The sequence below is a fragment of the Paenibacillus ihuae genome (assembly GCF_001368795.1).
Taxonomy (GTDB): domain Bacteria; phylum Bacillota; class Bacilli; order Paenibacillales; family Paenibacillaceae; genus Paenibacillus_AQ; species Paenibacillus_AQ ihuae.
The window spans coordinates 2,019,627-2,031,309 of the sequence record NZ_LN831198.1 but is presented as its reverse complement, the minus strand read 5'-3'; the positions used below and the strand labels follow the sequence as shown (position 1 = coordinate 2,031,309).

13 protein-coding genes are annotated in these 11,683 nt (G+C 50.8%); 3 read left to right on the top strand and 10 right to left on the bottom strand.

Features of this window, described 5'->3' with window-relative positions; genetic code table 11:
- The 3 genes from AQR02_RS09130 to AQR02_RS09120 all read right to left on the bottom strand — a co-directional run.
- The coding region (locus tag AQR02_RS09130; RefSeq protein ID WP_245237245.1) for a carbohydrate ABC transporter permease at positions 1 to 650 on the bottom strand (650 nt) is incomplete at its 3' end.
- Positions 647 to 1,600: a carbohydrate ABC transporter permease gene (locus AQR02_RS09125; protein WP_054940299.1), complete on the bottom strand. Its 954-nt coding sequence runs from the start codon at positions 1,598 to 1,600 to the stop codon at positions 647 to 649. The genes AQR02_RS09130 and AQR02_RS09125, both read right to left, overlap by 4 nt.
- Positions 1,601 to 1,717: 117 nt before the next feature.
- Positions 1,718 to 3,079, bottom strand: coding sequence for an ABC transporter substrate-binding protein (locus tag AQR02_RS09120; protein ID WP_054940298.1), 1,362 nt, complete (start codon positions 3,077 to 3,079; stop codon positions 1,718 to 1,720).
- A 240-nt stretch (positions 3,080 to 3,319) separates the two neighbouring features.
- Between AQR02_RS09120 and AQR02_RS09115 the strand changes: the two genes are divergently transcribed.
- Together AQR02_RS09115 and AQR02_RS09110 are read left to right on the top strand one after the other, a co-directional pair.
- The gene (locus tag AQR02_RS09115) at positions 3,320 to 3,532 is read left to right on the top strand and encodes a hypothetical protein (protein ID WP_054940297.1); all 213 of its coding nucleotides are present in this window, start codon (positions 3,320 to 3,322) and stop codon (positions 3,530 to 3,532) included.
- A 3-nt stretch (positions 3,533 to 3,535) separates the two neighbouring features.
- Positions 3,536 to 3,841 (top strand): HNH endonuclease, encoded by a 306-nt coding sequence (locus AQR02_RS09110; protein ID WP_054940296.1) that lies wholly within the window; start codon positions 3,536 to 3,538, stop codon positions 3,839 to 3,841.
- Between the two features lie 165 nt (positions 3,842 to 4,006).
- On the opposite strand, the gene AQR02_RS32815 is transcribed toward AQR02_RS09110, so the two are convergent.
- Both AQR02_RS32815 and AQR02_RS09105 read right to left on the bottom strand, forming a co-directional pair.
- Positions 4,007 to 4,165, bottom strand: a complete 159-nt coding sequence (locus tag AQR02_RS32815; protein WP_167347611.1) for a hypothetical protein — start codon at positions 4,163 to 4,165, stop codon at positions 4,007 to 4,009.
- A gap of 170 nt (positions 4,166 to 4,335) precedes the next feature.
- Positions 4,336 to 5,334, bottom strand: a complete 999-nt coding sequence (locus AQR02_RS09105) for an aldo/keto reductase (protein ID WP_054940295.1) — start codon at positions 5,332 to 5,334, stop codon at positions 4,336 to 4,338.
- 154 nt (positions 5,335 to 5,488) lie between these two features.
- On the opposite strand from AQR02_RS09105, the gene AQR02_RS09100 reads away from it, so the two are divergent.
- A complete protein-coding gene (locus tag AQR02_RS09100; protein WP_054940294.1) occupies positions 5,489 to 6,160 on the top strand; it encodes a tetratricopeptide repeat protein in 672 nt (223 codons plus the stop codon).
- A gap of 94 nt (positions 6,161 to 6,254) precedes the next feature.
- Here the strand turns inward: AQR02_RS09100 and AQR02_RS09095 are convergent, their stop codons facing one another.
- From AQR02_RS09095 to rpiA, 5 genes are all read right to left on the bottom strand, one after another.
- Positions 6,255 to 9,416: an MMPL family transporter gene (locus AQR02_RS09095; protein ID WP_054940293.1), complete on the bottom strand. Its 3,162-nt coding sequence runs from the start codon at positions 9,414 to 9,416 to the stop codon at positions 6,255 to 6,257.
- Positions 9,394 to 9,867, bottom strand: a complete 474-nt coding sequence (locus AQR02_RS09090) for a MarR family winged helix-turn-helix transcriptional regulator (RefSeq protein ID WP_054940292.1) — start codon at positions 9,865 to 9,867, stop codon at positions 9,394 to 9,396. The genes AQR02_RS09095 and AQR02_RS09090 overlap by 23 nt, the downstream gene beginning before the upstream one ends.
- Before the next feature lie 195 nt (positions 9,868 to 10,062).
- A complete protein-coding gene (locus AQR02_RS09085) occupies positions 10,063 to 10,503 on the bottom strand; it encodes a GNAT family N-acetyltransferase (RefSeq protein ID WP_054940291.1) in 441 nt (146 codons plus the stop codon).
- A 14-nt stretch (positions 10,504 to 10,517) separates the two neighbouring features.
- Positions 10,518 to 10,916, bottom strand: a complete 399-nt coding sequence (locus AQR02_RS09080; protein ID WP_054940290.1) for a VanZ family protein — start codon at positions 10,914 to 10,916, stop codon at positions 10,518 to 10,520.
- Between the two features lie 76 nt (positions 10,917 to 10,992).
- Positions 10,993 to 11,679 carry a ribose-5-phosphate isomerase RpiA gene (gene rpiA / locus AQR02_RS09075; protein ID WP_054940289.1) on the bottom strand — a complete coding sequence of 229 codons (687 nt, stop codon included), beginning with the start codon at positions 11,677 to 11,679 and terminating at the stop codon, positions 10,993 to 10,995.
- Positions 11,680 to 11,683 lie beyond the last annotated feature (4 nt).

Here is an 11,683-nt window from a genome sequence, read left to right as displayed (position 1 = left end):
CATACCGTCATGAAGTTGAGAATGCCCAGTGTCGCCATTGCAGGTGTAATAACAGGTACGGCAATTTTCCAGAAGATTCGGAAATGACCGCCTCCGTCAATCCGTCCAGCCTCAATCAGTTCGGTTGGAACGGCCGTAGAAATATACTGGCGCATCCAGAAGATCCCGAAGGCATTGACCATGGCCGGAACAATTAGCGCTTTATAGCTGTCAATCCAGTGCAGTTTAGCCATAATGACATAAGTAGGCAATACACCGAGCTGCTGCGGAACGATTAGAGTGGCAATAACAAATATAAACAGCCCGTTTTTAAACGGAAATTCATATTTGGCAAAGGCATAACCGGCCAGTGTACAGAAAAACACAACGGAAAGGGTTACCATTGACGAAACAAACAACGAGTTGCCGAGCGCCTGGAAGAAGTCCGCCTTTTCCAGCACCCGCTTGAAATTGTGGAAGAACTGGTCTCCGACCGTCAGCAATGGCGGTACATGAAACACAGCACCCTTGTCATTGGTTCCTACGACAAACATCCAGTAAAACGGGAAGACAGAAATGAGTGCTCCAATAATCAAGAGGAGATAGAAGCCTAATTTGCCGAAGAACCCGAGATCATCCTGTTTTTTCCTAAATATACGCAGTGTACTCACGCTTTTTTACCTCCAGTGTCTCCGCCTGCGCCTCTGGAAATCAGCATATTAAGGATGGAGAATAGAATTGTAACGAGGAACAGCATGACTGCTGTGGCCGCCGCTGTACCAAAGAATCCGTTGCGGAATGCTTCGCTGTAAAGATACGTAACCATCGTAATCCCTTCCTGACGGGTAGAGCCTGTGCCCGCCTGTCCGAGGAATACATAAGGTTCTGTGAAGAGCTGCAGCGCACCGATCGTTGACTGCAGGGACACGAAGATAATGAAGGGCTTAAGCAGCGGCAAAGTGATCGAGAACAGCTGCTGTCTGCGGTTCGCACCGTCGATGCGGGCGGCTTCGTACAAATCCATCGGGATACTCTGCAGCCCGGACAGGAAGAGAATTGCATTGTAACCAGTCCAGCGCCACATTACCATGGTGGATATGGCTATCTTTACTCCCCACCAGCCGGAGTTAAAGGCTACGCTATCAAGCCCGAGCCCGTTCAGCATCCAGTTGATCATTCCGTTGTTTCCGAACAAGGTGCTGAATACAAGTGTAATGGCCACAATGGACGTAATATTCGGCATGAAGTAAAGAATCCGAAACGTTTTTTTGAATTTGGTCATCCCTGAGTGCAGAAGGACTGCCAGCAGCAGGGCCAGCAAAACTTGGGGAACCGTTCCCATAAGCCCCATAATGAGTGTATTGGAAAAAGAAATCCAGAAGGTCGGGTCACTGGTGACCAGATCATAGTTCTTGAAGCCGACAAACTTCATCGGGTTGAGTGCATCCCATTTAAAGAAGGACAAATAAAAGGTGAAGAAAATCGGGTATAGTCCAAATATCGAGAACAGAATAAAGAACGGAGAAATGAAGGTATAGGCCGTAATCCGGCTCCGTCTTTGTTCAGTTAAAAAAGGGCGTTTGCTCTCGGCATGCGGACTCGTAATTACGGGTTCTGCCATGTCACACCTCCAGGGAAATTAAGAAAACTCCATTTCCGAAGAATCCGGATTCCCGGGGAGGCTTACTCTCCAGGAATCCGGATATCCGGTTCATATCAGTCTTGGCGCCGGGGAGTCCTAGCTCCGTTCAGCCAAGGTCTTCGCTTGTTTTACAGCATCGTCCCACTCTTTTGCAGGATCCGCTTTCTTTTCAATCACGTTCTTAAGCGCGTTTTTGAAGAAAGTGTCAGTCTGGTCATGCAATGGTCCGTAGTATACCGGTTTTACGCGGTTTGCCGCTTTACCGAATTCAACTGCCGTTTGCTGACCGCCAAAGAAATCATCTTTGAAATCTACAAATGCCGGATCTTCATACAGTGCAGGAATCGAAGGCATCAGACCCTTTGTTTTGAACGATTCGAGCTGATTATCCTTGTTGACCATCCAAGAAATGAAATCATAGGCTTCTTTCGAATGCTTGCCTTCTTTAGGCAGGGTGATGAAAGATCCGCCCCAGTTGCCGGCACCTTCAGGAAGCTGTGCGATTTTCCATTTGCCGGAAGAATCCGGCGCATTGCTCTTGATGTTGCCGGCCATCCATGCAGGACCCATAACTACAGCGAACGAACCGTCGCTCATACCTTGGCCCCACTCAGGCGACCACAGCAGATAGTTGCTGATCCAGCCTTCTTGAATTCCTTTAACGGTGAAGTCATAAGCCTTTTTCACTTGCGGATTAGTATCACCGATGAATTTGCCGTCAGCTTTGCTGAAGTAGATTTCATCTGCAGACTGGTCACGCAATGCGTTGTACGTAAGATCGGTCAAATCGGAGAAATATTTGCCGGTTTTGTCTTTGTAAGCTTTGGCTACAGCCGCGAATTTGTCCCAAGTGTCGATAGCTGCGCTGAATCCTTCCGGATCGCTTGGCAGACCGGCTGCTTCAGCCAAATCGGTACGATAGTATACAACTGTAGGGCCGATATCTGTCGGAAGCCCAAGCTGGAAGCTGCCGTCGATGGAGGAAGCCTGCTTCCATTTCCAGTCCAGATAGTTAGCCTGAATGTCTTTGGCACCCAGATCGTTCAAGTTATAAAATTTGTCCTGAGCACTGATAAAGCGCTCCATGAAACCGATTTCAAGCTGGAAAATATCAGGTGCGCCTGAACCGGCAGACAAAGCAGTCGTCAGATTGTTGTGGTGTGCCGTCTGGTCACCGGTATTCTGAATTTTAATCGTAACGTTCGGGTGCTCCTTCGTATACTCATTCGCCAGCTCTTCATAGTTGACGTTACCGAGTGTCCAGAACGAAAGCTCCACTTTCTCAGCCGGCTCTGCGTTTGCTTCTTCTGTTGCCGGTGCATTAGTGCTTGCTGCGTTGTTACCTGTATTCTCTTTTGTAGCATTGTTTCCTGCGTTGTTGTTGCCTCCGCATGCTGCAAGTGAACCTACAAGCATGATGGACGCAAGCGTCAGCGCCAGGTGCTTTACTTTTTTCATTCCTTTGTACCCCTTTCAAAGGTTTCTCTTACAAGACTTAGTGTAACGTAGGAGAAATCTTTTTTTGAGGAGTCAAACTTCCGATTTGAGGTGGAAATACTTACGATTACGTTCAAATGTGATTGCGTTTACACTGCAGGCAGCTATTCCTTTGGGCCAACGGATTGGATTTATCCCTCCTCCGCAGGTATACTGGTTGTATTTCCAGCTATTATTCGCCGCTAAAAGGAGAGTGCTATCATGCCTATCAACCGCCCGCTTATGACCGACAGCGATTTACAGGAAGCGATTGACCATAAACTGCCTGTCCGGGTCTTTGAGGATGATCATCTGGTAAATTCGGGGGCAACCGTTGTCCGCTTCACGGATTCGGACGTAGTTATCCAGTCGCGGGTAAGCGACTTGACTTATTATTCCCGCCGGACCTGCCAGTTCTTCGAGGTCAGACCTTAGACTATGAAGGGACAGGCTTCAGGCACCTGTGAATTGTGCGGACGTTCACCGCTGGCTACTACGGTCCATCATCTTGTTCCCCGGGAACAAGGCGGCGCAATGCAGCCCACTGCGCTGCTCTGCAAAGCCTGCCACCGGCAGATACATGCGCTTTATACCAATTCCGATCTTGTCCGGATGCACCTGACCACCATTCAAGCCCTGCGTCAGGACCAGCAGATTGCTGCATATTTGAAGTGGATAAGCAAGCAGCCCCCGGGAGCCGAGCCGAAGCTGCGCAAGTCACAGAGGGTCCGGAGCAAACGGTGAGACACCCTTTCTGCCTGTTCAACAGATGCTAAGAAACTGCCGTTGAGTTCCCCGAAGTCTATAGAAACACAAAGAAGCCGGACAAATGGGCCTATTTGGCCAAAATGTCCGGCTTCTATTCAATTTCATGAATATTCTGCGATAATTGCTTCGTTGTTCTCAAGGCTACCGCTTCATCTGATTCTGGACCTTCAGCTTCTCGTTAAGGATATCCTGGAAGCTCTGCGTCTTCTCATCTGTTCTGGACTGCTTGGGCTCGATGACAGGTTGAGGTCTAAAAAACTGATGATTGAAAGCCATAAGATTATGTACTGTCATGCTCATAATGGTTCAGCCTCCTTCCGTAATCTGCACCCATTTTTCGTGGTTGCGCACTTTCTTATCCCTTAATTAACCCCGAGTTTCCAATCCTAAACAGTTTTTTTGCATTTTTTTTGCATTTCCCAATAAAAAAAGCTTCAGACCGTTTATCCGGTCCAAAGCTATAATAGATTCTATTTCAAAGCCGCCCATGAGGCTTCATTCAATTGTTCCAGCTCTTCCTTGTCCAGCCGGAAGCTCATGGCTCCGATATTCTCCCGGGCGTGACGGACCTTAGAAGCGCCGGGTATAGCGGCCACCGTATCGCCGTGATAATAGATTAACCAGTTTAGGGCAATCTGGCCCGGTGTAACTCCATATTTACCGGCAAAGACGGCAAGAAGATCAATCAGTGGCTTGCTGCGGGCCAGGCTCTTCTCATCGAGGCCGGACTGCATCCTCCGCAGGCGGGATACCGCACGGATCTGTGCGGGGTCATTATGGAATCGACCGGTCAAAATGCCCTGCTGTAACGGGGAATAGGCAATAATTGAAATACCGAGCTCCTTAGCGGCTGCCATCGTGCCGTTCCGGTCAATATTGCGGTGCAGCAGATTGTATTTCACCTGGTTCGAGTCTAACGACATGCCGTATTGCTGGAGCAGGCGGTGTGCTTCCGTCATCTGTTTGGCCGAATAATTGCTTACGCCAACATAACGGATTTTACCTGCTTTAACTAAACCGGCCATCGCCTTCATCTCACTGGCAATGGAAGATAGCGAAAAGGGCTGGTGAATCTGATATAAATCAATAGTTCGTCCGCCCAGACAGCGGATACGTTCATCAATGGTAGAGGTGATCGATCCCGCTGTGCGGAGCATCGGCCACCACTTGGTGGCAATCAGCGGTGTGGCATGGACGCTGCCCTCGCGCTTAAGCTGGTCCAGCACATACGCAAGCGCCTGTTCCGATTTGCCGCCCCCGTATATTTCAGCTGTATCCACCCAGTTCATGCCGCCCTCCAGACTCGCCTTCACAATCTCGAGGATATCCGCATCCTCAAGATTACTCCAGTACTTCCCTACAATTCCGCTCCCCCGGCTAAATTGCCAGCATCCGAGACCCAGCGGTGAAACCTGCAGATCCGATTGTCCCAGCGGGCGTAATTCGATTGATGATGTCACTGTACTCATTTCTTATCCTTCTTTCATTAAATAGAATATAAAGCGTCAGCGTTTAGAAATGACATCGTGGAATATGGCAGGAATATGGTATAATTACCCTGCTCTGCAGTTCGATAGTAATCGAAATGCCAATCCGGAGTTACCATTTAAACGGAGGGAATTCATGTTTAAAATCTTGGGCTTTTTACTGCTATACCGTCTGGTGGGCAATCCTTTTCTTGCCTTGATTGTTTTGCTGGTGATTCTGTATTTCCTGGACCGCCGTTATGTCGGCATCTTCCCCAGCATCACCAGACCCTTCCGGCGAAGCCGGCAAATTTCCAGACTGCGGACGACCATTTCACTCAATCCAAACGATGTCTCTGCCAAATTCGAACTGGCCCGGCTGCTTGTAGAACGCAAGCGGTACAGTGAATCCAAAGATCTTCTCCTTCAGATCGCCGACCGGTATGAGCAATCCGCCGAATATTGGGTGGAGCTCGGATACGTGAATCTGAAGCTGGGCCTGATGCCGGAAGGTGAAGCTCAGATGCTGCAGGGACTTGAGATCAACCGCAGAGCACGATACGGCCAGCCTTATCTTCAGCTCGCGGAGACGTTCCGTGGTGTAGATCAGGACAAAGCGCTGTACTACGTGAGCCAATTTCAAGAGATTCAGTCTTCATCCAGTGAAGCCTACTACCTTGCCGGCTCTATGTATAAGGCACTCGGCAGGAATGAGGATGCCAAACGGGCTTTTGAGGAATCCACGGCAATCTACCGCACCCTCCCTAAATACAAAAAACGCCAGGAACGCGGCTGGGCACTGCGCAGCTACTTTGCAAAGATGCGTTAAGCTGTGCACTGCTACATAACTCTATGCTTTGAAACAAGAACCTCTGCGTATGACTGGGACACCAGTGATTCACAGAGGTTCTTTCGTTGCTTATTTACATATGCATGTCATGCTTGGTTGTCTCTCCGCTGTCCTTGACGCCAAACGGCCACCAGTTCGCGCGTCCGAACATACGGACCATAACTGGTACGAAGAATGGCAGGAAGACCAAGGCGTACAGGGCAAGCCCCGAGAGTACCACAGTGGCAATCTGCATCATCGACAAAACACCGGATGGATACATGGAAGCAAAGGTGCCTCCCAGTATGATTACCGCTGACAGAATAACCGTACCCATGTTGCGCATCGCATGCAGAATCGCTTCTCGAACGTCCCAGGTTTTGTTCTCGTTGAAACGGGCCATCAGGAAGATACTATAATCCACTCCTAATGCAATCAGCATTACAAAGCTGAAGAACGGCGTGGTCCAGGTAATTCCGGAATGATCCAGCAGATTCACGAAGATCGCTTCGGTAATGCCAAGCGCCGTAAAGTAAGTGATTACTAGGGATACAATCAAATATAGCGGCATAATAACCGAGCGCAGCAGCAATACGAGAATGATAAAGATACCCGCAAGCATCAGCACAACTGTCCGCGTATAGTCCTCGTTAGAGATCTTTTGCAGATCGCTGTAGGTGCTGGTTACGCCGCTGATGGCTGTTTCGGCATTTTCCAGCTTCGTACCTTTAACCGCACGGTCCACAGCCGCCTGAATATCTCCCATACTGTCAATCGCTTCGGAGCTGTAAGGATTATAAGAAAATACAACATCCAGCGTCATCACCTTACGGTCATCAGACAGATAAGTGTCAAACACCTGCTGCATGCCTTTGGCTTCCATAGCTTCCGCCGGAACAAAGAATCCGCTCAGCTCATCGTCTTTGGCATCCTGAATCTGCTGCAGGTAATCCTGGGCAGAGCTTAGTCCGGTAGTAATCTTCTTAAGGCCGTCCGCACTGTCGCTAAGGCCGCTGGTCAGCTCACCAATCTGCCCGGTCAGCTGTCCAAAGCCGTCAGCCAGCTGCTGTTGTCCGCCCTGCAGCTGATCCAGCCCGCTGCTGATCGACGGAATCTTATCCACAATCTGGCCTTGGCCGGCTGCCGCCTGGTTCAAACCTGTCTGCAGCTGTCCGATTCCGGCCACCAGCTTCTCAAGGCCCTGGGCCAGCGCAGTCTGACCTGCCGCCGCCTTGGCATAACCGGCGTTAGCTTCAGTCAACCCTGCCGCTGCGCTTTGAAGCTGGCCGGAAATCTGGCCGAGCTCTGCTGCAAGCTGTGAAGCACCTGTGCCGGTTTGAGTTACGGTACCTTTGATCGTCTGGTAATTCATATCTTGAAGCAGTTCAGGATGACTGCCTTCAAGGCTGGTGAACGAAGCATCCAGTCCGGTTAATGCGGAGGCCACACCCTCAAGCTGGGTTTGCAGCCCGCCAAGGCCTCCGTCAAGCGCAATCAACCCTGCGCCAATCTTCTTATAGCCTTCAAGCAGCGCAGCATTCGCATCTGCCAGCTGCTTCGCACTGTCTGCAGCCTGGGCCAGACCGGCTTTGATCTCTCCTGCACCGGCAGAGCCGCTCTTAATGCCGCTCTCAATCCGGGAGAGGCCGTCGCCAAGTGCAGCAATGCCCTGTTTGAGCTCCGCCGTTCCTTCCGTCAGCTTCGCACTGCCGGATACGGCCTCCTGGAGCTTGGGCTCGTTGTCACTCAGCTGCTTGCTTGCTTCCGCAAGCCCCGACTGGATCTTGTTCAGTCCGTCATTGCTCTGATCCAGACCGTCTGACAGTGTAGCAACCTGGGTCGGAATCAGGAAATCATTGATTTGTTCCCCGGTTGGACGTGACATACTGCGTACGGACTTGACGCCGTCCACCTTTTCCAGCTCGCGGCTGATTTTTTCAGCCAGGCCCATATATTCCGAGCTGTCCATGCGGTCATCATTTTTGATCACGATTTTACCCGGCATCGATTCACCCGGGCCAAAGCTCTCCGATATGATATTAAAGCCTTTCACCGAGGCGTAATTCGGACCGATTTCATCCATGCTGTTGAAAGACAGCTTCCCGTCATAAGTGATCAGGAACGGAGCAACGACAGCCGCTACAATCAGCAGCGCCGCCCACGGTCTTTTCAGCGAGAAAGAGCCTGCAGCGCCCCAAATCCGGCTTTCACTATGCTCCAGCTTGCTGCTTGAAGGCCAGAACAGCTTTTTGCCCAGGACGGCCATAAAGAAGGGAACTACAGTCACGAGGGCCAGCAGCATTACAGCGATCCCTACCGCCACGGCCACCGCTGAACGGTACAGCATGAACTTCGAGAGGCCGATTGCCAAAAATCCGACGAATACGGCAAGACCCGAATAGAACACCGTGCCTCCTGCCTTGCGGTAAGTTGAGATAATGGCGCTTTTCGTATCTTCTGCAGTAGCCATTTCTTCCTTAAAGCGGCTGATCAGCAGAATACAGTAATCCGTCCCGATCCCGAACATCACGGCAACCATGAAGATTTGTGTGAAGGTCGATAACGGGAAGTCAAAACGGTCAACCAGGAAGGATACGATCGACTGCGATACAATATAACTCAGTCCCACCGTCAGCAGCGGCACAAATGGCGCCACGAAGGAACGGAACACGACAAACAGAATCAGCAGAATAAAAATAACGGTAATATACTCCGATTTCTTCAGGCCGGCTTCCGAGCTGACAATCGTATCTTCGGTGATCAGCCCTTCACTGGTCAGATAATGATCGGCAGTGACATCTCCGAGCAATTCATCCACCTTTTCCGGCAACGCCTTTACCTCTTCCTCCCCGCCTTTTACCGACAGCGCCACCATGATGGTATTACCGTCTTTGGCAATCAGCGTATCCGCCAGCTCTGACTGCGAAAAAGGATCTGTTATGGAGTCAAGCTTAAGCGCCTCCTTGTCTCCAGCCAGTTTCTCCACGCCTTGCTTGATGCTCTCTTTATCTTCGGCGCTAAGCCCCTCCGGCTTATTGAACACAAGGGCTACCTGATGCAGCGTCTCTCCGCCCTTGGCAGCTGCAACCTCCCGCATAATTTCGGCTGCACGGGAGGAGGTATATCCGTCCGGAACGGAGATTTGCCCCTTCTCACGAACCAGATCGGACATGGCCGGCGCTGTCATGAATAACACAACAGCGGCGGCGAGCCAGACTGTTATCACAGCCCACCTAGCTTTCAGTATGGTCTTCAATCTTTTCTCCCTCCTGTTTCTCCTGCATTAAAAATGCCAGCTTCTCAAACATGGTGATGAATTTCTCGATATCTTCTTCCATAAAATAAAGCAGATAAGGAGAAATCACTTCCTTTACCTGTTTTTCAGCCAGCTGATATACTTGCTCCCCCAGCTCCGTGAGCGACAAGTATACCTGGCGCCGGTCATGCTCATCACGGGTGCGTTCAATCATTCCCGCTTCAGCAAGCCGGTTGATAATTGCGGTAATTGAGCTCTTGCCGACACATACGGCTTCCGCCAGATAGGTGGAGGTGCACATTTCCTGGCCTTTGATCAGCCGCAGAATCAGAAACTGATCGCTCGTCAGACCTTCGGCCATCCGCTCCTTGATCCGGGCATTGATCTGCCTTGTCACTACGAGATAGGCATCCACGTAGCGGTTTATCCACCGTTCTGCATCTTCATTCAACACTGCTGCCTCCTGTCCCAATAATAGTTCACGAGTAGAATAGTTTCACAGTAAAACTATATTGTCATCTGCCTAAAAAGTCAACCCGAGACGGGCTCCTGTCTGCGGAAACATTCACTCCCCAAAAACAACAAAAAAGCTACCCGGGATGGACTCCCGGATAGCTTCATTTGAACGGCACCAGCTGAGTGCCTTTTATTCTTCGTCCTCGGTCGCTTCTACTTCATACACACAGCGGAACATCTCGATGCCCGCCGGATTCTCGCCAAGACTGTACACCATGAAACCCAACGCCCGGTAAAAGTCCGCAGCAATCTCATCTTCAGTCTCTGCAAGCAAGTAACGCGGCTGACGGGCAGTCAGCAGCTCAAGAATCATGCCGCGTGCATAGCCCTTGCCTCTGTTCTCAGGCAGAACAGCAATGTGGCGGATGTCCAGTGAACCGTCCTCGGTCTCTTCAAAGCCTACAAGGCCTAGCAGCAGCCCCTCTTCTTCCCAGCCGCACAGCTGCAGCGTAGCATGCTTGCTGTATTCGGCTGAAGCGCGCCACAGCGCATCCGGTTCATCGATTACGGCGTAAGACAGCAGCTCATCCACTTCCGCTGTTCCGACGCGCTGCTTCAGATCTATCAGCATAAATGTTAATCCTCCTAAATGTGTTTATTTATGCGAAGCAGTAAATATCCTACCCATACACCTATTAGATTGAGCAGCAGATCATCCACATCGAAGCTGCCGACCCGCAGCAGCATCTGAAAGATTTCCAGCAGCAAAATACTGGGAACTGCCCATAAGGTCAGTATAAGTAAGGAACGGAATTTTCTCAGCAGCAACGGGAATAACACGCCAAACGGAATGAATACGGCCACATTGCCAACGAGATTAATCAATCTGCCGGTGGCGGATACCCCGTTATCCAGATTAAAATAAAGCTTCACGGTACGAAGCAGCTCCAGATTATATTTCAGCGGCCCCTCCGTCTGGACCGTTCGTCCAAAACCAAGAAACATCCAGTATATCACGGCCGCACTGTACAGAAACAGCAACATCCATTTCCCAAGCTGCAGCCGCGGACGGCTCTGTGAGCTTCCGGTACGTGATGGACTGCTTCGTTGTTTTCGCGGTTTAGAGATGGGTCTCACCTTCGATAATTTCGATGCTGCCGTCATTCTTGCCGATAATCGCCATGCTGGCGATTCCGATGAACAGCCCGTGATCCACTACACCTGAAATACCCTGCAGCGATAAGGCCAGTTCAGGAGCGGAAGCTATGACTTCAAACCGGCAGTCGGCAATATAATTGCCGTTGTCCGTCTTGTAAAGCTCATCGCCGCTTCGGCGAAGCTCCGGATTGCAGCCGAGCATCGCAAGCTTCGCTATCGTCCATTCCCAGGCAAAGGGAACGATCTCTACCGGCAGCGGAAATTTACCAAGCGTCTGCACCGCTTTACTCTCGTCAGCAACAACAATCATGCGGGTGCTGCCCATAGCTACGATTTTCTCACGGAGCAGAGCCCCGCCTCCCCCTTTAATCAGCTGGAGATCCCCGTCCAATTCGTCCGCACCGTCAATTGTCAGATCAAGGCTGTCAATATCGCCAAAAGCAACCAGCGGAATCCCCAGCTCGCGCGCCTGATCCTCGGAAGCCCGGGAAGTGGCGACAGCGGTAATTTTCAGACCCTGCTGCACGCGCTCTCCCAGCTTACGGATGGCCCAATAGGCGGTAGAACCGGTACCCAGTCCCACCTTCATGCCGTCCTGCACATATTCTACGGCTTTCTCCGCAGCCAGTTGCTTCACATTGACACTCATTTTA